This window comes from Larkinella knui (assembly GCF_003858645.1).
GTDB lineage: Bacteria > Bacteroidota > Bacteroidia > Cytophagales > Spirosomataceae > Larkinella > Larkinella knui.
In genome coordinates, this window is the sequence record NZ_RQJP01000005.1 from 839,068 (window position 1) to 863,300 (window position 24,233).

23 protein-coding genes are annotated in these 24,233 nt (G+C 50.6%); 16 read left to right on the forward strand and 7 right to left on the reverse strand.

The genetic code is table 11. The features are described from left to right. Positions 1 to 4 precede the first annotated feature (4 nt). Complete coding sequence (locus EHT87_RS25765; RefSeq protein ID WP_124909625.1) at positions 5 to 331, reverse strand: HesB/IscA family protein; 327 nt, start codon at positions 329 to 331, stop codon at positions 5 to 7. A gap of 176 nt (positions 332 to 507) precedes the next feature. Between EHT87_RS25765 and EHT87_RS25770 the strand changes: the two genes are divergently transcribed. Next, on the forward strand, positions 508 to 1,032 hold the full coding sequence (locus EHT87_RS25770; protein WP_124909627.1) for a DUF7935 family protein: 525 nt from the start codon (positions 508 to 510) through the stop codon (positions 1,030 to 1,032). Positions 1,033 to 1,104: 72 nt separating this feature from the next. Here the strand turns inward: EHT87_RS25770 and EHT87_RS25775 are convergent, their stop codons facing one another. Together EHT87_RS25775 and EHT87_RS25780 are read right to left on the reverse strand one after the other, a co-directional pair. Continuing rightward, entirely contained in the window at positions 1,105 to 1,977 is an 873-nt protein-coding gene (locus EHT87_RS25775; protein ID WP_229321350.1) for a hydroxymethylglutaryl-CoA lyase, read from the reverse strand. 57 nt (positions 1,978 to 2,034) lie between these two features. Beyond that, positions 2,035 to 3,123, reverse strand: coding sequence for a patatin-like phospholipase family protein (locus EHT87_RS25780; protein WP_124909629.1), 1,089 nt, complete (start codon positions 3,121 to 3,123; stop codon positions 2,035 to 2,037). Between the two features lie 215 nt (positions 3,124 to 3,338). Here EHT87_RS25780 and EHT87_RS25785 point away from each other — a divergent pair, with 215 nt between their 5' ends. Next, on the forward strand, positions 3,339 to 5,762 hold the full coding sequence (locus tag EHT87_RS25785; protein ID WP_124909631.1) for an endonuclease MutS2: 2,424 nt from the start codon (positions 3,339 to 3,341) through the stop codon (positions 5,760 to 5,762). Between the two features lie 119 nt (positions 5,763 to 5,881). On the opposite strand, the gene EHT87_RS25790 is transcribed toward EHT87_RS25785, so the two are convergent. After that, positions 5,882 to 8,323 carry an ABC transporter permease gene (locus EHT87_RS25790; protein WP_124909633.1) on the reverse strand — a complete coding sequence of 814 codons (2,442 nt, stop codon included), beginning with the start codon at positions 8,321 to 8,323 and terminating at the stop codon, positions 5,882 to 5,884. A gap of 53 nt (positions 8,324 to 8,376) precedes the next feature. Here EHT87_RS25790 and EHT87_RS31440 point away from each other — a divergent pair, with 53 nt between their 5' ends. After that, positions 8,377 to 8,520, forward strand: coding sequence for a hypothetical protein (locus tag EHT87_RS31440; RefSeq protein ID WP_185716347.1), 144 nt, complete (start codon positions 8,377 to 8,379; stop codon positions 8,518 to 8,520). Between the two features lie 334 nt (positions 8,521 to 8,854). Here the strand turns inward: EHT87_RS31440 and EHT87_RS25795 are convergent, their stop codons facing one another. After that, on the reverse strand, positions 8,855 to 9,568 hold the full coding sequence (locus EHT87_RS25795) for a LytR/AlgR family response regulator transcription factor (protein WP_124909635.1): 714 nt from the start codon (positions 9,566 to 9,568) through the stop codon (positions 8,855 to 8,857). Between the two features lie 2 nt (positions 9,569 to 9,570). Continuing rightward, entirely contained in the window at positions 9,571 to 10,602 is a 1,032-nt protein-coding gene (locus EHT87_RS25800) for a sensor histidine kinase (protein ID WP_124909637.1), read from the reverse strand. Between the two features lie 110 nt (positions 10,603 to 10,712). Between EHT87_RS25800 and EHT87_RS25805 the strand changes: the two genes are divergently transcribed. Beyond that, on the forward strand, positions 10,713 to 11,540 hold the full coding sequence (locus tag EHT87_RS25805) for an ABC transporter ATP-binding protein (protein WP_221622076.1): 828 nt from the start codon (positions 10,713 to 10,715) through the stop codon (positions 11,538 to 11,540). Then, on the forward strand, positions 11,537 to 12,307 hold the full coding sequence (locus tag EHT87_RS25810; protein ID WP_124909639.1) for an ABC transporter permease: 771 nt from the start codon (positions 11,537 to 11,539) through the stop codon (positions 12,305 to 12,307). The genes EHT87_RS25805 and EHT87_RS25810 overlap by 4 nt, the downstream gene beginning before the upstream one ends. A gap of 201 nt (positions 12,308 to 12,508) precedes the next feature. On the opposite strand, the gene EHT87_RS25815 is transcribed toward EHT87_RS25810, so the two are convergent. Beyond that, positions 12,509 to 14,263, reverse strand: a complete 1,755-nt coding sequence (locus EHT87_RS25815) for an FAD/NAD(P)-binding protein (protein WP_124909641.1) — start codon at positions 14,261 to 14,263, stop codon at positions 12,509 to 12,511. A gap of 642 nt (positions 14,264 to 14,905) precedes the next feature. Between EHT87_RS25815 and EHT87_RS25820 the strand changes: the two genes are divergently transcribed. The 11 genes from EHT87_RS25820 to EHT87_RS25870 all read left to right on the forward strand — a co-directional run bounded on the left by EHT87_RS25820 (position 14,906) and on the right by EHT87_RS25870 (position 24,224). Beyond that, complete coding sequence (locus tag EHT87_RS25820) at positions 14,906 to 16,240, forward strand: GAF domain-containing sensor histidine kinase (RefSeq protein ID WP_124909643.1); 1,335 nt, start codon at positions 14,906 to 14,908, stop codon at positions 16,238 to 16,240. Between the two features lie 506 nt (positions 16,241 to 16,746). Then, complete coding sequence (locus tag EHT87_RS25825; RefSeq protein ID WP_124909645.1) at positions 16,747 to 17,484, forward strand: LytR/AlgR family response regulator transcription factor; 738 nt, start codon at positions 16,747 to 16,749, stop codon at positions 17,482 to 17,484. 427 nt (positions 17,485 to 17,911) lie between these two features. After that, positions 17,912 to 19,021, forward strand: coding sequence for a nuclear transport factor 2 family protein (locus tag EHT87_RS25830; RefSeq protein WP_124909647.1), 1,110 nt, complete (start codon positions 17,912 to 17,914; stop codon positions 19,019 to 19,021). A 71-nt stretch (positions 19,022 to 19,092) separates the two neighbouring features. Continuing rightward, positions 19,093 to 19,587, forward strand: a complete 495-nt coding sequence (locus EHT87_RS25835) for a YybH family protein (protein ID WP_124909649.1) — start codon at positions 19,093 to 19,095, stop codon at positions 19,585 to 19,587. 38 nt (positions 19,588 to 19,625) lie between these two features. Further along, on the forward strand, positions 19,626 to 20,165 hold the full coding sequence (locus tag EHT87_RS25840) for a nuclear transport factor 2 family protein (protein WP_229321352.1): 540 nt from the start codon (positions 19,626 to 19,628) through the stop codon (positions 20,163 to 20,165). 60 nt (positions 20,166 to 20,225) lie between these two features. Beyond that, entirely contained in the window at positions 20,226 to 20,720 is a 495-nt protein-coding gene (locus EHT87_RS25845; RefSeq protein ID WP_124909651.1) for a RidA family protein, read from the forward strand. 109 nt (positions 20,721 to 20,829) lie between these two features. Then, entirely contained in the window at positions 20,830 to 22,074 is a 1,245-nt protein-coding gene (locus tag EHT87_RS25850; protein WP_124909652.1) for an acetyltransferase domain-containing protein, read from the forward strand. Between the two features lie 44 nt (positions 22,075 to 22,118). Further along, positions 22,119 to 22,655, forward strand: a complete 537-nt coding sequence (locus tag EHT87_RS25855; protein ID WP_124909654.1) for a GNAT family N-acetyltransferase — start codon at positions 22,119 to 22,121, stop codon at positions 22,653 to 22,655. 21 nt (positions 22,656 to 22,676) lie between these two features. Further along, the gene (locus EHT87_RS25860; protein ID WP_124909656.1) at positions 22,677 to 23,081 is read left to right on the forward strand and encodes a hypothetical protein; all 405 of its coding nucleotides are present in this window, start codon (positions 22,677 to 22,679) and stop codon (positions 23,079 to 23,081) included. Between the two features lie 22 nt (positions 23,082 to 23,103). Continuing rightward, positions 23,104 to 23,616 (forward strand): YybH family protein, encoded by a 513-nt coding sequence (locus EHT87_RS25865; protein WP_124909657.1) that lies wholly within the window; start codon positions 23,104 to 23,106, stop codon positions 23,614 to 23,616. A 125-nt stretch (positions 23,617 to 23,741) separates the two neighbouring features. Further along, positions 23,742 to 24,224, forward strand: coding sequence for a YybH family protein (locus tag EHT87_RS25870; protein ID WP_124909658.1), 483 nt, complete (start codon positions 23,742 to 23,744; stop codon positions 24,222 to 24,224). Positions 24,225 to 24,233: the final 9 nt, after the last annotated feature.

Consider the following 24,233-nt stretch of genomic DNA (forward strand, 5'->3'; position numbering starts at 1 on the left):
TTTGTTAACGCTGCTTTACTACCGTTTGCTCCGGTTTCTGAATGGTGAAACCGCGTTCGTCTTCCGTATTTTCATATCCCACTTCTGTTCCAAAAACATAAAGCAGGTGCTTTTTGTCGATAATAACCCGAATGGAGTCAATTTCATACACTTCATCCGTCAATCCGGGTTGATCGAAACCCAGCAACCAGGACGAACCACACCCGCCCCCCCGAATGCCAACCCGTAACCCATACGTGTCCGGAATTTTGTTGGCCCGAAACGTATCCAGAATCTGAATACGGGCTTCAGACGTCAAACGAACCGGATTTTCAATACTTTCACTAAACATACTAAGTAAAAATTCCGTTTGCTGACTGAAATTTACAAACTTTACCCCACAATATTGCCATCGATCAGTAGTTTTCAGTGTACGGTTCACTTGTTTCCCATGAACTAAACAGGCGTGTCGGTTAATTGGCCAACGACTAGCAATCGGAAGCACTTACCGGCCATTAAAAAATACGTATGGACATTATTCCTGATTTGGTAAAATTACTGATTCCTGCCGGCCTGGTTTTGTATGGCATGTATGTGACCGTAAAGCTGATGCTGGAGCGCGAAGCCGAAAAGCAGCGCGTCGATTTGAAAAACCGGTATGCCAGTGAGGTGACCCCGCTGCGGCTACAGGCTTATGAACGCATGGCGTTATTTCTGGAACGGATCACTCCCGGTAATCTGCTGCTACGGTTGAACGGACAAACGCCGGTGGCACTGGATTTTCAGCAACTGTTGCTGCGGGAAATCCGGGAAGAATACAATCACAATGTGTCCCAGCAGATTTACATGAGCCAGGCCGTTTGGGAAGAGGTTCAAAATGCCATGAATGAGGTGGTTACCTTGATCAACGAAGCCGCCGGGGAAGTTGCCCCGGAATCACCGGCCCTCGATTTGTCTAAAAAGATTTTTGATAAAGTCATTCAGAAAAACATCCAGCCAACGGCAGCTGGCCTCAAAGCGGTAAAGGATGAAGTGCAGGCAACTTTTCTTTAACGGCTTCACGGACTTTGGGCCGTGGAATTTGGCATTAAGCCCAAGCCAAGCGTATGATCAACCTGTACCGGTTTAAAGTCCGTGGGTGCGGGAACCTAAAATTTCTGCGGATACAGCCAGGGCGTCGGCCAGACGGGCTTGGTTGATGTTTGCCGGAATACCTTCTTTTTCAAGGAGATAAATAATCTGCTCCGTTGGCATATTTCCGGTTAGATCATCGGAAGCCATTGGGCAACCGCCCAGACCCTGCAGGGCTCCGTCGATGCGCCGAACGCCCGCCCGCAAAGCCGCCTGTACTTTTTCGGTGACCTGCTCCGGCCGGGAATGCAGGTGTGCCCCGAACTCAATGGCCGGAAACGTTTTGATCAGATACCGGAACAACGTCTCGATGCTTTCGGGTGTCGAAGAACCGACGGTGTCGGACGGCGCAATGATTTCAATACCGGTTTGAATCAGCCGTTCCGTAAATTGTCCAATGAGTTCGGCGCTGTAGGGATCGCCGTACGGGTTGCCAAAACCCATTGATAAATAAACCACCAGTTGTTTCTGATGGGCTGCACACAGCTTCTGTATGGCTTCCACCTCGGCAAAAGCCTGCCCGATGGTTTTGTTGGTGTTGCGCCGTTGAAACGTTTCGGATACGGACAACGGAAAACCGAGGTACTGAATTTGAGGATGTGAAACGGCCTGCTCCGCACCGCGCAGATTGGCAACAATGGCCAGCAGTTTGGTGTTGGTTTCGGTCAAATTCAGACCCGCCAGAACCTCCTCCGTGTCGCGCAACTGCGGAATGGCTTTGGGTGACACAAAACTTCCGAAGTCAAGCGTATCGAAACCGACCTGCAACAGGAGGTTGAGATACCGGATTTTGTCCGCCGTCGGTATAAAATCATGAAGTCCCTGCATGGCGTCGCGGGGGCATTCGATCAGTTTAAACGAATTCATACGGCAAGATGGGGCAAGTTTCCATACATTGCCCCATTTCGAGATTGCATTTACGGGTTATTCCTGATTTACAAACGCTAAAATGGCGTCTTTATGTTTCGTATAATACCGCCTGGCGCACTCCTGCATCCCTTCCAAAACCGGTTTTTTTACTTCATCCAGGCCAATTATTTTGTTAAAAATCGGCTTTAAGTCCTTGATGTCCGGATCGTCGAAGGTTGGAGCCAGCCGTTTATACGTATTTTTGGAAAGAACCTGACTGACGTAGTATTCCGAAACCTGAACATTGGATTCCGTCAGCAGGTCGGGAAGGTATTTGACCCACTGGATTTCACCCCAGTCGCCGGTTTTAATATCCGACGGCGGTACAAAATTCTTATTGGACGTGCCACAGCTGATGGACAGCACCCGTAAGTCACTCAATTTTAGACCCAACCCTTTTTTCAAACCGTCCGGATAGCAGTAATCGGGCGTTTCACCATCGTCGGTACCGAAAACGTTGTCGTTGATGGCAAAAGCCACAGCCGCCATCGCCGGGTGATTGAGCGCCACGCCACCATCGATGTATTTCCGGTCATAAATGGGGAAATACGTCGGACCGGCTGACGTCCGCAAAGCCAGATCGACCAGTTTGTCGTCCTTGTATCGCTGTAAAAATGAATTGAAGACCGTGGCCCGGAAATTAGTCGGTTTCATTTCGTCACCAACCTTAACCGTCGGATTCAGATCGAAGCTGGGAATCATCAACATTTTCCGGAAGTCGCTGGATGCCAGATCCGTATTGTGCTGATTATGAACATCGCCCAGCGTTTTATCGGCAAACAGATCCTTTAAAATCTTTTTCAGATTGGTATTGGAATAATCCGCGCCGAGTTTTTTGCCAAATCCATCCCGAACATCATCGAACCAGCTGTCGTCGAAAATTTCCTCGGCTTTATTCAGATACAGATCGACCAATTGACCCGTTTGAAGTCCGGCAAAAAGCCCGATGCTGATAATACCGCCGGTTGAGGTACCGATAAATAAGTCAAATAAGTCCAGCGGTTTTTTGCCGGTATCCAGTTCGATGCATTGTAGAATCGTTGCCGGAATGAGGCCACGGGTTCCGCCCCCGTCGATGGAGAGAATTCGGAGTGGTTTGTTCATGAGTAACAGGAAGTTAAAGGCGGTTTTAAGAAGTGGGCAAGGTAAAAAATCAGGAATTGATTTTCACTGCGTAGTTTTACGGCTTTTACGGCGGATTCTACGCTTTCTGGTTGGTCCGTCCGGTAAGAAATTGAACAGAACCGGTTTTTACCCAATTGTGTTACTAATTATGGCCGCATCATCCACTTAAAGTGCTGGCCGAAGACAACAAATCAATGCTATATCCTGATTCATTTGAACAAAAGTTAGGTTTCGATAAAATCCGCGACTTGTTGCGGCAGGCTTGTATGAGTCCGCTGGGGCAGTCGTACGTTGATAAAATCCGGTTTTCCGACAATTTCCAGCTGATCGATAAGATGCTCCGGCAGGTGGCCGAGTTCAAAACCATCGTGCAGTATGAGCCGGAATTTCCGTCCTCAAACTATCTAGACATTCGTCCCCAGCTCAGCAAGGTTCGGATCGAGGGCATGATGCTCACGGAAGAAGAATTTTTTGACCTGAAACTAACGCTCCGGACCATCCAGCTGTGCCTGCGGTTTCTGGCAGGAAAGGAAAAAGAGAGTTACCCGTATCTGACCGAACTGGCCGACTCCATTACGGTGGATAAAAAACTGACCGATGCCATCGAGCGCGTGATCGACGACCGCGGCCACGTTCGGGATAATGCCTCCCCGGAACTCGCCACCATCCGCCGGCGCATCATCAGCGAGCAGGCCGGTTTGCGCAAAAAGCTGGATACGATCATGAAAAATGCCCGCCAGCAGGGCTGGATGCCGGATGATATTTCGCTCACGATTCGCAATGGCCGGGTGGTCATTCCAATTTCGGCGGAACATAAACGGCGGTTGAAGGGATTCATTCACGACGAGTCGGCCACGGGGCAGACGGTTTTTATTGAACCGGCCGAAGTGTTCGATACCAACAACGAAATTCGGGAAATGGAATACGAGGAACGTCGCGAAGTGGCCCGCATCCTGCGCGAGCTGACCGCGTTGCTTCGTCCTTACCTTCCTGAATTGCAGCGCGCGACTACTTTTCTGGGGCTGATCGACTTCATTCGGGCGAAAGCCAGATTTGCCCTGCAAATCGACGCGGGAATGCCGAAACTGGTCAACCAGCCGCTGGTCGACTGGCTCCAGGCCCGGCATCCGCTGCTGCATCTGTCGTTTCAGAAACAGGGCAAAAAAGTGGTTCCGCTCAATTTGCTGCTCGATCAGAGCCAGCGGATTCTGATTATTTCCGGCCCGAATGCCGGTGGTAAATCGGTGGCTCTCAAAACGATTGGGTTGCTGCAATACATGCTGCAGAGCGGTTTGCTGATTCCCGTGATCGAGGGTTCGACGGCGGGGATTTTCCAGAATTTGTTCATCGACATTGGCGACGAGCAATCACTGGAAAACGACCTGAGCACCTACAGTTCGCACCTGACCAGCATGAAGGCATTCGTGACGACGGCAAACCGCAAAACGCTGTTTCTCATCGATGAATTTGGTACCGGAACCGAGCCCGGTCTGGGGGGCGCCATTGCCGAAGCCATTCTGGAAGAACTGACCAAATCGGGCGCTTACGGCGTCATCAACACGCACTACACCAACCTGAAACTCTTCGCCGACAAAACGCCGGGGCTGGTCAACGGCGCAATGCGGTTTGATGGCGAACACCTCGAACCGCTGTATGAACTCGAAATCGGGCGGCCGGGCAGTTCCTTTGCGTTCGAAATTGCGTCGAAAATCGGGTTGCCCAAAGCGGTAATCGATCGGGCCAAGGAAAAGCTGGGATCGCAGCAGGTAAATCTCGAAAAACTGCTCAAGGAACTGGACATCGAAAAGCGGGTTTTTGCCGAAAAAAACATGGAAGTCGGTATTAATCAGCGCAAACTGGCCCAGCAACTGGCCGAAACCAACGCCCTGAAAACCCGGCTCGACAATGAGCAGAAACGATTGCTGAACGAAGCCAAGCAAAAAGCCAAAGCCCTGGTGGCCGAGGCCAATCAGCGGATTGAAAACACGATTCGGGAAATCAAGGAAAACAAGGCCGAGCGTGATATGACCCGCCTGGCGCGCCAGGAACTCGAGCAGTTTGACAGGAAAGAGTTAAAACCGGAAGTCCTGGTTGAAGAAGTGACCAAAAATCCGGCCAGGGTGGAAAGCGAGGAGTTTTTGCCGGAAGATGGCGTCATAACAGCCGGCAGTTTTGTCCGGATCAAAGGGCAATCGACGATTGGCGAAGTGTTGGCGTTGCGTGGGAAAGATGCCGAAATCCGCATTGGCGATCTGAAATCCAACGTCAAGCTCAATCGCCTGGAGAAAGTCAGCCGCAAGGTCTACCGGGAAGCCGTTGGCGAAACCGCCCGCCCGAAAATGCAGGGCATCGACCTGAATGAGAAGATGATGAACTTCAGTTTCAACCTTGACATTCGCGGGCAGCGGGGCGAAGAAGCGATGGTGGAACTGGATAATTTTATCAACAATGGCCTGATGCTGGGTTATCCCGAACTCCGGATTGTGCACGGCAAAGGCGACGGTATTTTGCGGACGCTGGTCCGGAATCACCTCCGCACGTTTCCGCAGGTGGCTTCCATGCAGGACGAACACGCCGACCGGGGTGGGGCGGGTGTGACGGTGGTGAGGATGAAGTAAAGGTAACGGAGCGTTTCGGGTTAGTATCTTTTGTTCCCAATCTGGCGGGGTGGCTAACTAAGGAACAAAAAAAGCAGCGGAAATGACCGTGACAGGTTCCCCCGTTACGCCCGTACTTTCTAGTCGCTCTTCAGAACTTCCACCGGATTACGCTTCGCGGCCTTCATCGTCTGCGAACCGATCATCATGAACGCGATCAGCAAAACGGCCAGCAAACCGGCGAACAACTCGGTGAACTGCACGGGCTTATGATACGGAAAATGGGTGAGCACAAAGTTTTCGAAGAAAAGGTAAGTCACCGGCAGCGCGATGAGTGTCGAGATCGACAGCAGTACGAGAAAACCGCGGCTCAGTAAGTAGACCAGATTGCCGGAGCTGGCGCCCATCACCTTCCGGATGCCGATCTCTTTCAACCGGGTCTCGATGGTGAAAACCACCATTCCGAACAATCCCATCGATGCGATGGAAATGGCCAGGAACGAAAGAAAGCCAATGATCTTGATCAGGACGGACAGTTCGCTGTAGGCCTCTTCGATGGCTTCGTCATAGAATTTAGCCTGAAAAGGATGTACACGGTCGATCTTCTTCCAGACCGACTCGATCCTGGCCCTGGTTGCCAGCAGGTCCGTGCTTTGTATTTTGGCATTGATGACGGCCCGGTCGCCGGGTGTCCAGGGCATGAAGGCCACCGGGCCCACGAGGTTATCGACCTTGCCATAGTGAAAGTCTTTCATGACGCCAACAATGGTCATCCTGCGGTCCCGAATTTTGAAATTACTGAAGGTAATCTCCTCCCCAATGGCTTTCCCGGGGTCGCTGTTCGCAATGGCAAATCGTTTTAAAAACTGCTGGTTGACAATCACTTCGTTAACCGCTTCGGCGGAGTTGGGTCGGGTCCTAAAATTTCCGCCGGCAATGAGTTTGTATTGATGCAGAGCCAGGTAGTTTTCGTCGACGTGGTTGGTCAGGACCAGGGCCGAGTCGCGCGAATCTTTGTATTTTATAAAACCGCCCCAGGCATTTCCAATGCTGGTGATTATCAACGATCGGGAGAGGGCGGTTACCTCGGGCATCTCGCTCAGTTCATGAAGAAATGCATCGGGTTTATTGCCCTGCATATCGATGTTCAGGACATTTTCCGTGTTGAATCCCAGATCGAATGTCAGTATGTTTTTATACTGCACATAGCCGATGGCGGTTGCGGTTATAAAGATCAGGGTGAGGGTATATTGAACCACCACCAAAACACGCCGGAGGGTTACGTGCTTGAACACTTTCACCGACGCCATATTCCCGAGCGCCTGAATTGCGCTGACGTTGGAAAAGAAGAGGGCAGGCATGAAACCGGCCATCGTACCGACGGTAACCGAAAAGACGATGAAGGCTACGACCATCGACGGCGTGAGCTCAAGCTTCACCAGGCGCTGCATTTCCGGTGCCAGGGAGATCAGCTGCGGCCGCAAGATCAGAAACAGGAAGTACGAAAGAACGAGGGCGGCCAGGGAAATCATGATCGCTTCCACCAGAAACTGTTGCCACACCTGGCTCTTTCCGGCACCGATCGCTTTGCGAAGCCCTATTTCCTTGAAGCGACGCGTGGCCCGTGCCATCGAAAGATTGGTGTAGTTGAAACACGCCGACACGATCACAACGAGAGCCAGTCCACCCAGTATCCAAAGTACAACCGGGGGCATGTGCGGGCCAACCGAGCCGGGGCCTCCCTCGGAGGCCCGAAAACTCTCACCGACTACAATTTTATACAAAGGAAGAAGTTCGAGCTGGATCGTTGTCGTCTCTTCGGCGCGGTTTTCTTCTGTTGCAATGGCGTCGAGCTGCGACTGGATGGAGGCCGGGTCGATGGTTGGAGGCAGCAGGAGGTACACGAAGTTCGACGACAAGCTGGTCCAGTTGTCGAAGTCTTTGTTGTTCCTGTTGAGTTGTTCGGCCGTTGAGAGTGATACCAGGGCTTCAAAATTGAGGTGCGAAAAGAAGGGAACGTCTTTCATGACACCGGTCACCTGGTAATCGAGCGTATCGAATCGGACGGCCTTGCCCAGCGCCGGTTGGTGGCCAAATAGTTTTTCGGCGGCCGATTCCGTCAGAACAACCGAGTAAGGATCTTTCAGCGCCGTGTCGGGATTGCCTTCCACCATCGGAAAGGTAAAAACCCTGAACAGGGAAGGGTCTGCCCAGAAGCCCTTGATGGGAACAATTGTGGAGCCAACCTTCGCGTCCTGCGAAAAGTCGTTGCGTAGAATGGCCACTTCGTCGATACCGGCCATTTTCTGCCGGATCAGCTTTCCGGTTTTCAGGGATGTGGTAGCAAACCTGCCGCCCGACCGCGATCCGTTTTCTTCACGGTTTTCCGTCAGTACGCTCGTGATGCGATAAATCCTCTTCCCATTCTGGTGAAACCTGTCGTATGAATGCAGGTCGAGCACGAACGCGATCAGCAGCAATCCAACGGACATACTGATGGCAAGGCCAACCACGTTGATAGCCGAGAACAGCTTGTTGCGCAATAGATTGCGTCCCGATGTTTTGAGGTAACTACTGATCATGATCCAGTTGATAAAGGTTAACAATTTCTGGTCTTTATACTAATTTCGGAAGAATGGGCAGGCATCGATCGGCTTTGCGCGACGGCCCCGGTGGAGCGTACATGCTGCTCCCGAAATTCGCTTCCAATGTGATCACTCTGCTGCAAGAATACCGGGCCGAGGCAAACAAAATGAAAAAATGGGGTGAAGTGGGTTAAAAATGGGACGAAGACACCCGTTTGTTTGCTCTTATATACCAGGGGCCTCAGTCGGAGAGAGCGGTTATGGCAACCTCTTTTTTAAATGCAAAGGAAAAATGCGATAACGCTTCGAAGCCTGGCTCCTGGTCAATCTCGGTGGGTTTTGTCCCTTTTCTTCCATAGGAAACGGGCTTCGTTCTCCAGCCACCGCTGGGGCTTTTCATCAACGATGGTTTTTGAAATCCCGTTTGTAGGCCGACAAACTGCGCCCTGTTAGAAAGGCAAATAGCGTCTCAGGAAAAGGAAGGGACGATAGGGGTACTTTCTACGCATTTGAAATAATTCGTAAAGGTTAGCCAATCCGTTTAAAAAAATCTTCCCGGTACAATTCTCCAATGGGGACTTCAGTCTGGTCGATCAGAATGCGATTCCGCTCGATACTTTCAATTTTCGTCAGCGCAACGATAAACGATCGGTGTATCCGGGCAAATAGGTCGGCGGGCAGTTTCTCCATGAAGTGAGTGAGCGAAAGCTGGGTGGCGATCTTGTTCTGGCGGGTATGCACCAGCACGTAGTCTTTTTTGCCCTCAATAAAAAGGATCTCCCCTAAATCGACACGGATTGTTTTTACGCCGGATTTAATAAATAGGTGACTATCCAATGGTTTCGGATCAGGCACCGATAAGCCAGAGCGCAATCGATTTTCGCCCAACTGGGTTTGTACTTTTTGAACCGCTGCCAGAAATCGGTTAAAAGGAATGGGTTTGAGAAGATAATCGGTTACATTCAAGTCAAAGGCCTCGACGGCAAACTGGGAGTAAGCTGTTGTCAGCACGACCAGCGGAGGGGCCTTCAACGTCTGTAGGAACTGCAAGCCGTTCAAGCCGGGCATTTCAATATCCAGAAACAGCACATCAATCGGATTTCTGGCTATAAATTCGAGCGCTTGCACGGGGGTCGAGCATAATTTGGCCAGATGCAGGAAAGGTACACGCTCGATATAAGCCTCCATCACTTCGAGGGCTAGCCTTTCATCGTCCACAACCAGACATTGGATTTTTGACATTGTCACTTGAGGGTCAGTGAAAGTGTGGTTTGAAAACGCTCATTCGTTTGATTAAGATGTAATTGGTGTCGATTTGCATAGAAATGGGTAAGCCTTCGTTTTAGATTGGTCAGCCCAATTCCGCCCGTTGGCAGCATGCTCTTGGTTCCTAGTCCATTAATTGTATTTAACGTCAGGGTAGTCTCGTTGAGCGCGAGTGAAATAGACGCAAACCCCGCCCCATGCTTAAAGACATTTTCGACAATAGGCATCAGTAGCAACGGTTCGAGCAATACGGTTTCCACATCGCCCTGTACGTCAAAATAAAGGGGGAAGTCCAGCGGTAATCGCAGCCGTTGCAAGGCCAGGAAATGTTCGATCATCTCCACTTCTTTCGCTAAACTGACCTGCTCTTCATTCGTCTCGTAGAGGACATAGCGCATGAGTTGGGAAAGCTGCATGATCCCCGCCGACGTCTCGGTCGATTGTTTAATGGCCAGTCCGTAAAGCGCGTTTAACGTGTTGAAAAGGAAATGGGGATTTAATTGAGATCGTAAAAAGGATAGCTCGTTTTTGAGCTGCGTATTTTCGAGTTCCCTCGTCTTTTGCTGAAACGTAAACCAATCGACGGCGAACCGCACCATACATGCTAGGGCGGTAAACAACAACAATTCGAATGACCGTAGGGTAAACTGTTCCCCATAGGATAAGGGGAAATCGCCAGGCTCTGCGCCAAGGTACCAGTTTCTTAAACCGTGATAAGCCGGAATGGATAGCGCCACCAATCCCATAATTAGGAGCCCATTAAAGGTCAGGAAACGGGCTACCCTCATTCGTGCCAGTAACACTGGAATGAAGTATTGATAGTTCGTATAAAAGACGATTATTTCGGCTACGATATGAATGCTGGGGTGGCCAACCAGAAAGTTAACGCCTTGATAATTATTTATATAGACAACTGACAGAATATAGGCCGACCATACCATGCCATGAAAAAGAGCCGGCAGGTAGTAGGGGATGGGCTTCGTGAACAGTCGCTGGAATCGGTTATGCATACCTGGGTAAAGGTACGGAAGGAAGCAATCTGATTTCCGGTTCTGCCCTCAATTGGCTTTCGGCAAGGCCAGAAGCCCTGTTTTACGCCATCAAACCGGTTGGCTGGCCAATGTCACCGGCTGACCGCATGCCGGGCAGATTCCAGTGTTTTCATTTTTTCCAGCGGGTCGAAAGGGTTTGGTTTGGTTCAAAATCGAAACAGATGACCTACGCGATCGAAACCCATCAGCTAAGCTACTGCCGTGGCCAGCAATTGATTGTTGATAACCTCAATCTACAAGTGCCTGTCGGAAGTATTTTTGGTTTTCTTGGCCCGAACGGTTCGGGCAAAACAACCACGATACGTCTGCTTCTGGGCCTGATTCGAACGGCAAATCCATGCGTTCAAATCTTTGGCGAAGATATCCGTGAAAACCGATTGTCAATCCTTGCAAAAATCGGTGCTTTAATTGAAGCACCGATGCTGTATCCGCATTTGTCAGGCTATGAAAATCTGGAGATCAGTCGGCTTGCCCGCCAGGTGGACCGAAAACAGGTCGAAAATGTACTTGACCTGGTGGGACTTACGAGGGAGGCTAAAAAGCGGGTAGAGCACTATTCGCTGGGGATGCGGCAGCGGCTGGGGATTGCCTTGGCGTTGCTGGGAAACCCTGACCTGCTTATTCTGGATGAACCAACCAACGGACTTGACCCGGCCGGAATCCGGGAAATACGTCGTTTGCTGGTTGAGTTAAGCCAAGTACACAGAAAAACGGTCTTCATTTCCAGTCATTTACTGAGCGAAATGGAAAAATTTGTCACGCATGTGGGGATCCTCAATCACGGGCAGATGCTGTTTCAGGGACCCGTTAACCGGCTGCATCGTGACTTTTCCGCCCAAAGCACAGAACAGACCCTGGAAGATATCTTTTTAACCCTAACCAATTCAAAATTATGAATGCCGCAACCTATCTGATCCCAAGCCTGGCCATGGAGCGGCTGAAGATCAAAGGAACGTTAGTAGTCTGGCTGGCCGTATTTGCTCCCGTTTTTGTCGTTATAGTGGCCTTTGTTGCCGGATATGCCGATGGAGAGAAGTTTTATAGAAGTGGGGTCAATCCCTGGATCAATTTCTGCGAACACATTCTGGCAGGCTGGTCGCTCTTTATTTTTCCGCTTTATGTTTCCTTGCTGTCGGCACTCTATGCGGGCATTGAGCATCAAAACCGAGCCTGGGGCTATGTGTATAGCCTGCCAGTGCCGAAAAGTAGCATTTATCTAAGTAAGCTATTGGTATTGAGTGTGTTGGTCGCGCTAAGTCACGTTGCTTTAGTTGTTTTTGCCCTGTGCGCAGGCTCACTTATGGGCATGTTGAAGCCAGCCTACGGTTTTCAGGATTTTACCATGCCTGCTTTCATGCCTGTCGCTTGTATCAATCTATTTGTTTGTGGACTGGGCCTAATCGTAATTCAGTTATTCATTAGCTTGTGGTATCCAGGCTTTATCATCCCCGCCGGTTTGGGACTTTTTGCCACCCTGGCTAGCGCCATTGCCCGAAGCTTTCCAGTGAGTCATTTTTCCCCCTATCTGTGGCCTTTTGTTTTTCTCAACAACACGCTGCAAGTGCATGACTGGAACTACTCTATTTTGATGTGGAGCTTTACGGTGTATTTATTGGGAGCAGCGATCAGTCTCTTTATAGTTGGCCGAAGAAGCAACAGGTAACGAATTTCTAACGAAAACTTCGTGTCAGGCCGGATGGGCTAAATAAGAGAAGCTGGTAACAAAAACCTTCCACACCGTTAATCCTATACTTTACCTTTTCGAAAGACTTGTATGACGCAGTCGTTGCCCACTCATGGACGGCGGCATTAGGTAGGAAGTTACGGAATCCGCTTTTGACGTATGGTGGCAAGGTATTGGCATTTACGATTTACGATCCACCAACACCGGAGCGCCCTGCAGATCAAGCAAATGATTTACGATACGCTCGGAGGCTGTTTCGCAAAAATCCAGTCCCGAATAATCAGGGTTGTACCCGCCCATATAGGGAACTGCCATCATGTAAATGCGGGGATTGGCAACCTGATCCGCGCCGACAACCTGGAAAGTATCCGTAATAGCGATTCCCGGTACGTTCAGGTAATAGTCTCCCCGTGGCCCTTGCTCAATCCGATTACGGCTTTCAGTGCTTTCGATTTTCCCCTGTTGGGCGGACCTGAATCGTAAGCGGGCGGGGCTTATGGATCCGGTGGCGATCAAACCCTTAAAGGGAAATTCTTCAAAGGATAAATGGGGCTGCCCAATGCAATCGACAAAGGTTTGGTAGTACGTCGCTTGCGGCTGGTTGGCATCGTCTGTATACTGAATGGTAGCCCCCCCGTTTTTTTCGGGCTTCACTTCACTGTCCGATCCGACAGAAATGATGTGGAGCAGGCCCGCCTGATGCAACGCCAGCAATTCCTGGGCAGAGCGCTGGGGAACAAACGCAATAACAATCGAAATCAACGGCATCAGGACCTTCTGGAGTCGCAGCATGTCTTCCGCTGAAAAGTATTTGGCCGGGTAATTCATGGTATAGCTCAACTCGGCCAGTATCTCCTTCCAGTAAATGGATTCCTGCCGCCTGATGGATTGCTCGGCCTCCCGGTATTCAACTTTAAACAGTTCGAAAGCCTCCAGACGTTCGCGCGGGTCCATCATCCTGTCCACAAAGTCTTCCAGATTCATGGCTTTAATCTGCTCATAAAAACCGGGGTCCTTTTGTCGTAACGCGTCCTTGAAGTTTTTTTCAAACACATAATCCAGCGGCAGAAACCCTTCATTTCGGGCCCGCTCGGCGGCAATCTCTTCGCTGGTAAGCAGCGCATCTTGCGACAGAAGTGATTCTTCCAGGTGAAACCGGATTGCTGGCAGAAACCCGCCACGCGAATGGATCACCAACTTAAAATGGGGAGAACCGGGGTCGGTCTGAAACGAAAGCGTGCCATCGGGCTGAGCCGTAAAGGCGCCATTGCTGCGGGAGAGCGTCCGAATGGCGTCGATGGCCGTCAGGGAAGAACCCCGTATGGCCACGGCATGATTCAACGGCAGAACGAGTTTGGCAGGCGGATACGGCGAATCAAAGTAATTCCGGACGGTTCCTTCGTGCTTTTTAGGCCAGTGGTGGCCGGTGCACAGGATAACCTGATCAAACGCAACAACTCCTATTTTGTCTACCGTCACCAGCACCTTCCGGCGTTCCGGCTGATCCGTTATGTCCTTGATGGCGCTGGAAAAATGCACCCGGGTGGTGATCCCCAACCGGTTAGCCTGCTCCAATAACAAATCGAACTGGGCCGCCAGATACTGGCCAAACAGCAGGCGGGGAACGACCTTGTATTCATTGAATACCCGGGGATCAATGTTGAATCGGTCGAGTGTGGCTTCGGGAAGTGTCTGGACCCAGTCTTCCAGCGAGCTGACTAAGGCAGGAACTTCCTTCCCGGATACGTTGGTAACATGCTCGTCATTTGCGCCCTCCTGGCTATAGGGCATTCCCGCTCCCAGTTGACTATTTTTATCGAAAATATCGATTTCCCAATCGCTCTGATTGGCTTCGACCAATCGCTTAAACATGAATAAACCACTGGGTCCTGCTCCCAGAATGGCAATGCGCTTGATCGCTTTCTCTATGTCCATTGAATGCCTAAAAGTATAAAAAACCGCCCGGCAACGGATGGTATTATCTTCTTTTGAAAGGTTTCTAACCAAATGATATGCATCTAAACTGTGGGTGGAATTGAAGTGTTTTGGATTGGCGTATGAATAGACTATTAAAAATTGGTACGACTGCCAAACCGGCCAACGGTATTTTTGACGGGATCAATTTGAACGGGAGATCCCAAAAAAGTATCCCTTTTTTGAACCTGCGCTTAATCCGGAGAGGGAACGCCGATTCGATCAGGAATTGATCCTTTCTGAGACGATCCTTTCCAATTCATAAAGATAGGGCGCATTGGGGGGCAGAATCTCCATTCAAAAAATGGGTGATACTCATTGCTTTACCGATCAATAAAAAGGCGTGATTTCAGCTACCCCACGCGGAGCGGTATTCCTGGCCGAAACGATCAGAGCTTCGAAGTAAAAGGTGGTGAATGCTTCTTGTGGACGGGCTGGCGCGCGGAGTAAACGCACATTTTGTGAAAAGAAACCAAAAATATCCAAACAATTACCCCCGCAACCCGGGTTTAATGCGGAAGTGGATACTGCTTATGGCTGCGCCTGTTTTAATCGACCTTTTCCAGTTACTATCCAGCAGCCGATTGCCTTTTTCCCTTTACCATGCGTACGCCATCCCCCGAAAGTGATCGTCTGAAGACCTTGAACGAGTATGATATTCTCGATTCGCTACCGGAACCGGACTACGATGATATCACCAGTCTGGCCGCCCAAATCTGTCAGACCTCGATTTCGCTTATAAGTTTCATCGATGACAAACGGCAATGGTTCAAGTCTTGTCATGGCTTAAATGTGCGGGAAACACCCCGCGAATTTGCCTTTTGCACGCATGCCATCCTTGAACCCGATCAGACCCTGATTGTCACCGATTCGCGGGAAGATCCGCGTTTTGCGGGGAACCCCCTTGTGGTGGGCGATCCCTACGTCATTTTTTACGCGGGGATACCTCTGGTGGATGCCGATGGGTTTGCTCTCGGTTCCTTGTGTGTTATCGATCAAGTGCCCAGGCAGTTAAGTCCGACCCAGCTGACCGCTTTACAAACCTTGGCCCGACAGGTCGTCAACCTGCTGGCGTTGAGAAAAGCCCACAAAATGGCCCAACAAAGCCGGGAAAGGTACCGGGCGCTGGTTAACGAGTTAGAGCAGCAAGTCGAGGAACGGACCCGGGAACTGGTTGCTTCGAATACCGAGTTGACCAAAGCCAATCAACGGCTTCTGCGATCGAACGAAAACCTTCAGCAGTTTGCTTACGTAGCTTCCCATGATCTGCAGGAGCCCCTGCGAAAGATACAATCCTTTAGTTCCCTGCTCCACGCTCACTATGCATCAGTCCTGGATGAGCCGGGCCAGGATATACTCCAGCGAATGGTGGCGGCTGGTACCCGCATGTCTACGCTGATTCGGGACCTGCTCAGTTACTCGCGCTTATCGACGCGGGCTGACGCCCCTCAGGCTGTTTCACTAACGACCGTGGTCAACACCGTCATTAATGATTTGGAAGTTAGCATCGCGGAGCTTAAGGCTCAGATTCATCTCGATCCCTTGCCGGCGGTCTTGGGAGATGCACTCCAACTCGGCCAGCTTTTTCAGAATCTGCTTAGCAATGCCCTTAAATTTCACCGGCCAGACGTGCCGCCGGTGATTCAGGTAAGAGCCCATTGGATAGCTGCCGATAACCTGCCGACCCCGGTCAGGGTAGAAAGTGGAGCGATTGCGTATCACCGGATTGACGTAGTGGATAATGGTATTGGCTTCGACCAGAAATATGCGGAACGCATTTTCCAGGTCTTCCAGCGGCTCCATGGGCGCAGTGAGTTTGCCGGGACGGGGATTGGCCTGGCCATCTGTGAAAAAGTAGCGATCAACCACGGCGGTGCTATTGAGGCTACCAGTCAAGTGGGTCAGGGAGCGCGGTTTAGTATTTACCTACCGGTGTAACATGATTTAGGTTGTTTACTACGCAAGGAATGAAACAGTTGCCAATGAGTGAGAAATACTGACGTTTTTCATATAATTGGAATCGCAGTGGTGCACCACTGCGACCGCGATGGCGTACCCTGCAGATGCCAGGGAATAGGAAGCGGACTTGATCAGCAATTGATACCTTTCTGAACCAATCATTTCATACCGAGAAAAGAGGGCTTTTTGGGGTCAACATGTCAGTTTAGAAAATGGCGGTCAATCAACACTTCTGCCGACTGCATTTACGTCTCATCTATGAGTTTTTTGTGAACGTGAGGATAAACCAGGCTGGCTTTTGGTCTTTCCAAATATTAAAAATTGGACTTACCTTCGTAACGGATTTACCGCATCGACCGGCAGAGCCAAATGGGTAAATACCCTTTGCCCATCTGGCCGAAGATACGCTTCACCGGGCTCTGCCAAACTGGCTGAACCTTTCTGTTAACACGTAATCGTTTTTTGACAAATGACAATCAAATAGCATGGACATCGCCGTGAAGTTGCTCATTGTGGAAGACGAAATGATTATTGCCGCCGACATCGCCCTGCAACTCAGCAAACTCGGTTATGAGGTGAGCGGGATTGTCCCCCGGGGCGAAGAAGCCATCCGGCACGTGGAAACCAACCGACCTGACCTGATTCTGCTCGACATTAGCCTTAAAGGCTCGATCGACGGTATCGACACGGCCCATGCGATCCTCCAGAGGTGGACCGTCCCGATTATTTACATCACCGCCAATACCGATGAAGCCACCTTTGCCCGGGCCAAAAAAACCCGACCCTACGCCTACATTTCCAAGCCAATCCGGGCCATTGAATTACAACGGGTGATCGAACTGACCATCAGCCGCCTGGCTGACGAGCCTCCCTTCGCTGCCGACCCTGTCCCCGACGCACCTTTTGTCCTCAGTGACCGGATTTTTGTGCGCCACCGCGAAAAGATCATCAAGATTTTCATCGCTGATATTCTCTACGTGGAAGCCGACCGCAACTACTGCAACCTCTGTACGGCGGACAAAGAATACCTGCTGACAACGACCTTGAAGCAGATGGAATACAAACTTCCGGTCAACTATTTTGTGCGGGTGCATCGATCCTATCTGGTGAATCTGGCACAGGTCGATGAAGTAGGCGAAGGGCATATCGGGATCAAGGGTAAAACGATTCCCCTCAGCCACAACCTGCGCGAGGCATTTCTGAAACGAATCCAGACCATTTGATCCTCATTATCAACAGCTTGATTAATCCTTTTTCAGTTTGTTTGTGCCTCTGGTAAGTAATTCCCGTCTTTCGGACAGTAAACCGGTGTGTTCGTCCTTGAGCACTTGGCTTGAGAATATGTTGGCGGTAGTTTAGATCCGTTGTCGGCCCCATCGCGTTGTCGAGTCGATTGGGCCAACCATTTCTAATCCGCCCCAAAGCGTTCTCAACCATGTGTCTCCATTTTACTGCCGTCCCTTCTCAGGTGTTTTTTTGCTTCCTGCGTATCCTGCCAGCCGCCATCTACCGTGGCTACGATTACCGCTTATACGAACCACAACATCAGGGTAAGTTATACGCGCGGTTCAAAACGGAAACGCTGCATCAGGCCGTGTAGAAGGCTGGCTTAGAAATTCACCCAATCAACTCACATAACCATACTCACCCATGAAAACCAGTAACCCATTTTTCGTCATAGCCCGGCTGTTGACTCTGCTGCTCCTGCCGGCCTTCGCAGCCACCACCCTCGCTCAGGGCCTCGATCCCGAAGCGGTTGCTTTTGTTAAAACCTACCAGACCGCCTACAACAAAGGCGACCGGCCCACGCTGATGACCCTTTTTGCCGACAATGTGGGCTGGGTAAACCCCGATGGCAGTGTAACGCCCGGTTCTAAAGCCGATGTTGAAGCCGACTATGTACGCGATTTCGGCGAAACGGCCGGGTCGTATATGGACTTCACGGTGGTCAGCACCGAGGCCCAACCCGATGGCAAGGTGAAAATCGGCACGACCGTCAGCGGTTATGATTTTGTGCGAAAAACCGGCGCGAAACTCAACCCCACGGCGGGCACCTACGAAATGCTGATCGGCAAGGTCGGTGGGCAGTGGAAGATTTCGCAGGTGAAATGGGCCATGAACCAGGTTGCGCTTGAACTCCGCAACTTGACGAAGCAATTTCAGGATGCCTACAACCGCGAGGACATAGCCACCCTGAAAACGCTGCACACCAACGATGTAGTCCGAACACATAGCGACGGTACGAAGCAAACCGGTATAGGTCAGGTGGCGGAGTTGCTTGCCAAAAATTTCGCCGACGCTGACGTGAACAGTGCCATTCTGATGACGGACGTAAGGCCGCAGTTTGATGGCAGTGCCATCTTTACCGGCACCTTTCACCAGAACGGACGGGCGGTGAACGGAAAGCGGGTCACGGTCGATGGGGCCTATACCAACACAGCGGTTAAAGAAAACGGAGCCTGGAAAATCAGCCGGATCGTGGTTTCGCCGATTACCAAAGCGATGGTCTATCACAAAGTGGCCGACTATGCCGCCTGGAAAAAAGGCTTCGACCGGTTTTATAACGAACGAATGCTGGCGGGCGAACTAAGTGCCGAAGTCAGTACGCTGGCCGACGACCCCAACACGGTTTGTATCATCAGCGAGTGGGCCTCGCCCGACGCACCGAAGGCTTTTTTTGCCCGCCCGGATTTGGCGGAAACGATGCGGAAAGACGGTGTCATTGGTAAGCCTACCATGCTGATTATGAGTAAGAAATAACCGACTCTATCCCCACCACATTCGCCCGGTATGCAGTGTCGCATACCGGGCGAAACAAACAAACCAAGTCAATGAAAACCAAACCCGCTTCCCCCGTTCTGCCCCTTTTTGCTTCCTTGCTTCTTTTTGCCGCCGGTTGTAGTTCACCCGCCAAGGAAAGTGCCGTGACGGTCGATAACGCCACACTCAAAAAAGAAATCGAAGCCTCCAATATTGAGTTCGCGGGATTCATCGCCAAAGGCGACTCGGTGGGTATGGCCAATTTTTATGCCGAAGACGCGAAACTGATGTTCTCGAACGCACCAGCCATCGTGGGCCGCAAAAATATTCAGACGGCCATACACAACGTCCTCAGTTTTGGAATAGCCAAAGCTGAGTTTACTACTATCGACGTATGGGGAACCGGCGATTTCGTGTCGGAGGAAGGCCAGGCAAGCCTGTTCGATAAAGCCGGTACGCAGGTGATCAAGGACAAATACATCGTCCTCTGGAAAAAGGAAGCTGGTAAATGGAGGCCCTTCCGCGACATAACTAACTCCGATCTACCCCTGCCTGCTGCTAAGTAGGTCAATACATTCAATCAATCCTTTTTAACAATATTCCATTGAAAACTAATCAAGTACCCCAGATGCTGGCCGTTGTTATCGCCCTGTTCCTGTTTGCCGCCAGTTGCAATACACCCGCCAAGGAAACGGACACAAAAACAACCGACGTGTCGGCCGTGACAACCGAACAAAAGCAGGTGATTGAACAGGAAATTTCTGGCCTTATCAAAGAATTCTTCCAACAGGTCGAAAAACTGGACATTGAAACGTGCATGACGTACTTTGAAAATACGCCTGATTTTCAGGCCGTCAATCCCGATGGCACCCTGGGCGACTACGACGCGCTAAAAAAATTGAACGCAGACGGGTTTAGCCAGATGAAGACGTTGAGCGTCGTGCCAACGAAGGAAGTGATTCGGGTTTTGACGGACTCGCTGGTGCTTTATACGTTCTCGATGGAACAGGATGCAACGCTCAAAACCGGCCAGAAAATAAAGTACGAACACGTAGCGGGAACGATGCTCTTCTCCAAAATCAATGGCGCGTGGAAAGCGACGTTTTACCACGAGTCTGCAGCGGCACCGGTAGCCGTCAAGTAGTAAAGACTGAGCGCATATAAAACCAATAACCTCGCAGCTTTTTCTCTAGTAGATAGACCCATGAAAATCAACCAATTTATTCCTGTTTTTGCCGTCCTGATCCTGTTTACCGTCGGTTGCAATACCGCTCCCCAAAAAGCAGATGAGAAACCAGCGACTCAATCCGATGCGCCGGAGTACTTCCTGTTGCGGCCCGAAGTCGAAAAAGCGTATGGCTATTCCCATGCCGTTCGGATTGGCAATGAACTGAAAATATCGGGTGCGGTCAGTATGGACGAGAAAGGAAACCTGACGGCTAAAGGTGATTTGGGCCAACAAATGAAAAACTGCTACGCCGATCTGGACAAAATTCTGAAGCACTATGGCTACACCTGGGACGACGTTGTGGTGGAGAATATTCTGACCACGAACATGCCCGAATTTGTGAACCAGTCGGCTTACCGAAATACGATCTACAAGAAGCAGTTTCCGACCGGGTCGTGGTTTGGCGTGAAGGAACTAGCCTTGCCCGGCCAGTTGATTGAGATTGAGTTAGAAGCCTATAAAGTGCGCTAATTCAGTTAAGCGGATTCGATGATGAGCCTCATCGTTTTTTACAGATTCCTGCCTGAAGCTATCCAAAACCTTTCAGAACACCTAGACGAGTGTTAGCCGCTATACCGAAATGACCTTTCCGCTCCCCTATAAATCGGCAACCGCAGGCTCCCTCAATCCAGCGCCTTCCTTAATCAAAAGCCGCATCGAGTCCATCGACGTATTGCGGGGACTGATTATGATCATTATGGCGCTGGACCATACGCGCGATTTCTTTCACGCCCAGGCCTGGACCGACGACCCGCTCAATCTCGATACCACCACGCCGGTCCTGTTCGTCACCCGCTGGATTACCCATTTCTGCGCCCCTACGTTTGCCTTGCTATCCGGTACGTCCATCTACCTGCAGGGCTTACGAAAATCGCGCAGCGAGCTGAGTCTGTTCCTGCTGAAACGGGGTCTATGGCTCATGGTAGCCGAAGTGCTTCTGATTGTGCCGGCGGATACGTTTACCCTGTTTAATCCCATTACGCTGGTCGTTTTCTGGTCGCTGGGCATTAGTATGGTGTTCATGGCCGGGCTGACGTGGCTTCCGTTCCGGGCCATACTGAGCATGGGTTTAGTAATCGTTTTAGGTCATAATCTGCTGGATGCGGTGGAACAGGCACCGGGATTTCCATCGGGTTTTTGGTGGGCGCTGTTTCATGGCGGGCGTGACCGTGTGTTTGAATACGCTCCTGGTCGGGTTATTGAGGTACTATACCCGTTTCTTCCCTGGCTGGGGCTAATGATGCTGGGCTACTGCCTGGGCCGTTTGTTTGAGCCAGCGGTTTCGGCTACAAAGCGTCAACAGTGGCTGGTTTATCTCGGAGCCGGAGCCATTGGGTTATTTGTGGGGCTGCGTTTGCTGAATGGCTACGGCGACCCTTTCCCCTGGAGCGTCCAGAAAGACGGTCTCACCACGTTGTTCTCGTTCCTGAAAGTACATAAATACCCACCATCGCTGCTGTATATGTGCATTACGGTGGGGCCGGGACTGCTGGGACTGGCGTTGCTGGAGAACGTACACAATCGTGTTACGGCCGTGCTGCGCACCTATGGACGAACGGCCTTTTTTTATTACACGATCCATTGGTACGTCTTGCATACCCTGCGCATGATCGTCTTTTTTGCCGCTGGCCACACCATGACGGAGGCCGATAAAGCGCTGCAAACCCTACCGATGCGGTTTGTGCTGCCCGGCGATGGAGGCTACAACCTTGGGGTAGTTTACCTCATCTGGATAGCCGTTGTCGCGTCGTTGTATCCCCTGTGTCGCTGGTTTGATACCTACAAGACAACGCACAAAGAGCAGTGGTGGCTGAGCTATCTGTGATCAAGACTATCACAGAAAGTAAACAACCAAAACCTATTCAGGAAATGAACGAAAGTGAAAAAGTAATAACAAGAACTGTTGTCATTCCTGACGACCTGGACGCCGTTAAAAAATTATGGTTTGACTATTTAGTTTGGGGTAACGACAAAATGCAGGAACTCTATGGTGTCCATCCGCATAATCCCGAAGATGCTGTTGAACAGGACATTCAACAGATTGGCAAGTTTCAACCCCCTTACGGACAGCTAATTCTGGCTATTTATGAAGATGAAGTATGTGGACTTGGAAGCCTGAAACGTATCAACTCCGATACCGGTGAAATAAAACGAATGTTTGTTGATCCAGCGAGTAGACGAATTGGAGCTGGACGAGCTATTCTTAACCGACTTTTAGTTGAAGCGAAAAAAGTCGGTTATAAAAGAGTTCGGCTCGACAGTCCGAAGTTTATGGAAGCGGCTCACTCCTTATATAGAAGTTTTGGATTTCGTGACATTGACGCGTATCCGGAAATGGAAATCCCCGCAGAATTTAAAGACTATTTATTGTTTATGGAATTGACTTTAACTGAAGACACTAACTAAATCCGAAAACCAATCAAACTCATGAAACATCTCCTGATTTCATTATCTGCTCTTTGGCTGCTGGTTAGCCTCGGCCTGTCGGCACCTGCACAGGCTCAGCAAACGTCAACGACTCAACTCAAAAGTATCCACCTTTTTGATATGCCAGCCGGTGTAACGGAGGCTAAACTATCGGCGGTAATTGGCGAGCTGAACACGGTCATTAAACGCCTGGGCTACAGTAACGCCGGATACACACTCTACAAGGTAGACGGGAAAGGAGCCGACAAATACCGCTACTTCTTCGAGGGCAATTGGCCCAATGCCAGCGTGTACCAGAAAATCCACGACGACAAATCGTTTCAGGAAGCCGATAAAAAACTGGGTGCGGTGTACGAGAAAATAAAAGCCGTTGAACTCTACCGTCGCTTAGTAAGAGTACCTTAATCGTCTAACCATCAAAAACCTAATGAAAACCAATCCATTTACCCTACTCCTGGCCGTTGTTGCCTTGACGTCTGTCTGCGTTACCGGTTGTAATGCGCCCGCCCAAAAAGAGGAAGCTGCGACTGAACAGGCAGCGGCTAAACCCGATATGGCCGCCATCAAAACGGAAATACAAGCCATCGAAACCGAATGGGCCAGCGCCACAACCGCTAAGGACATCGACAAAATAATGGCACTCTACGCAGACGATGCCATAGAAATGGCCGACGACGAACCCATGTCCGTGGGAAAGGATGCTATCCGGCAGGTGTTGCTCAAAAGTATGAAAGCGCGCAAGGCCGGGACTACGGTTTACTACGAGACGATGGACGTGTACGGCGATGGCAACGTAGTGACCGAAGTCGGGAAGACAACGGTTAAAGACGCGGCTGGCAACGTAGTGAGCACCGGAAAATACATGGGCATTTTTGAAAAACGCGACGGAAAATTCATCTGCATCCGCGATATCAACAATGAGGATCAGAAGGACAAGTGAGGTGAGGCTGGCTTTTTAAAGGTATTGGGTAGCCCGGTGTGCTATACGATCGACACCCAGCCTATGACGCTGAATGAGCCTACAACGGCTACTCGTTTCCCAATCCGTTTAAACCGACTTTACTCATGACAACCAAATCTTCTCTACGAATCCTGGCCGCTTTTGTGGCTATGCTCCTGTTTGCAGCCGGTTGCAACGTACCTGCGACGGAAAAACCCGCCACTGCCGAAGAATTGTCTCAGATGAACCGGGACTTTGCCGCTGCGCTCAATGCTAAAGACGCCGTGGCGGCTGCGAATTGCTATGCAGATGATGCTACGTTGTATCCGCCCAATGAGTCCGCCGTTACGGGCCGGGCAGACATCCTCAACTACTGGAAAGGAGCCATTGAAGCGGGTGCTACCAATGTCTCCGTTAAAACGATTGCTACGGGCAGTGAGGGTAACCTGGGGTGGGAAACGGGTCAGTTCCAGATGGATATAAAAACGCCCGACGGGAAAGTCGTTGTCGATAAAGGCCGGTACACCGAATTGCTCAAACGCAATACAGACGGGAAGTGGGTATCTACAATGGGTATGTGGAATGCCGATGCACCACCTGCTCCTTAACGGAACGAC

What these genes read in the sequence shown, in the direction of transcription:
- EHT87_RS25800 (WP_124909637.1), bottom strand. Translation starts at nt 10,602, where the DNA reads ATGCATAACCGATTCCAGCGACTGTTCACGAAGCCCATCCCCTACTAC.
- EHT87_RS25775 (WP_229321350.1), bottom strand. Translation starts at nt 1,977, where the DNA reads ATGAATTCGTTTAAACTGATCGAATGCCCCCGCGACGCCATGCAGGGA.
- EHT87_RS25765 (WP_124909625.1), bottom strand. Translation starts at nt 331, where the DNA reads ATGTTTAGTGAAAGTATTGAAAATCCGGTTCGTTTGACGTCTGAAGCC.
- EHT87_RS25825 (WP_124909645.1), top strand. Translation starts at nt 16,747, where the DNA reads ATGGACATCGCCGTGAAGTTGCTCATTGTGGAAGACGAAATGATTATT.
- EHT87_RS25860 (WP_124909656.1), top strand. Translation starts at nt 22,677, where the DNA reads ATGAAACATCTCCTGATTTCATTATCTGCTCTTTGGCTGCTGGTTAGC.
- EHT87_RS25805 (WP_221622076.1), top strand. Translation starts at nt 10,713, where the DNA reads ATGTCACCGGCTGACCGCATGCCGGGCAGATTCCAGTGTTTTCATTTT.
- EHT87_RS25850 (WP_124909652.1), top strand. Translation starts at nt 20,830, where the DNA reads ATGACCTTTCCGCTCCCCTATAAATCGGCAACCGCAGGCTCCCTCAAT.
- EHT87_RS25770 (WP_124909627.1), top strand. Translation starts at nt 508, where the DNA reads ATGGACATTATTCCTGATTTGGTAAAATTACTGATTCCTGCCGGCCTG.
- EHT87_RS25820 (WP_124909643.1), top strand. Translation starts at nt 14,906, where the DNA reads ATGCGTACGCCATCCCCCGAAAGTGATCGTCTGAAGACCTTGAACGAG.
- EHT87_RS25835 (WP_124909649.1), top strand. Translation starts at nt 19,093, where the DNA reads ATGAAAACCAAACCCGCTTCCCCCGTTCTGCCCCTTTTTGCTTCCTTG.
- EHT87_RS25795 (WP_124909635.1), bottom strand. Translation starts at nt 9,568, where the DNA reads ATGTCAAAAATCCAATGTCTGGTTGTGGACGATGAAAGGCTAGCCCTC.
- EHT87_RS25855 (WP_124909654.1), top strand. Translation starts at nt 22,119, where the DNA reads ATGAACGAAAGTGAAAAAGTAATAACAAGAACTGTTGTCATTCCTGAC.
- EHT87_RS31440 (WP_185716347.1), top strand. Translation starts at nt 8,377, where the DNA reads ATGGGCAGGCATCGATCGGCTTTGCGCGACGGCCCCGGTGGAGCGTAC.
- EHT87_RS25790 (WP_124909633.1), bottom strand. Translation starts at nt 8,323, where the DNA reads ATGATCAGTAGTTACCTCAAAACATCGGGACGCAATCTATTGCGCAAC.
- EHT87_RS25780 (WP_124909629.1), bottom strand. Translation starts at nt 3,123, where the DNA reads ATGAACAAACCACTCCGAATTCTCTCCATCGACGGGGGCGGAACCCGT.
- EHT87_RS25845 (WP_124909651.1), top strand. Translation starts at nt 20,226, where the DNA reads ATGAAAATCAACCAATTTATTCCTGTTTTTGCCGTCCTGATCCTGTTT.
- EHT87_RS25830 (WP_124909647.1), top strand. Translation starts at nt 17,912, where the DNA reads ATGAAAACCAGTAACCCATTTTTCGTCATAGCCCGGCTGTTGACTCTG.
- EHT87_RS25810 (WP_124909639.1), top strand. Translation starts at nt 11,537, where the DNA reads ATGAATGCCGCAACCTATCTGATCCCAAGCCTGGCCATGGAGCGGCTG.
- EHT87_RS25815 (WP_124909641.1), bottom strand. Translation starts at nt 14,263, where the DNA reads ATGGACATAGAGAAAGCGATCAAGCGCATTGCCATTCTGGGAGCAGGA.
- EHT87_RS25785 (WP_124909631.1), top strand. Translation starts at nt 3,339, where the DNA reads ATGCTATATCCTGATTCATTTGAACAAAAGTTAGGTTTCGATAAAATC.
- EHT87_RS25870 (WP_124909658.1), top strand. Translation starts at nt 23,742, where the DNA reads ATGACAACCAAATCTTCTCTACGAATCCTGGCCGCTTTTGTGGCTATG.
- EHT87_RS25865 (WP_124909657.1), top strand. Translation starts at nt 23,104, where the DNA reads ATGAAAACCAATCCATTTACCCTACTCCTGGCCGTTGTTGCCTTGACG.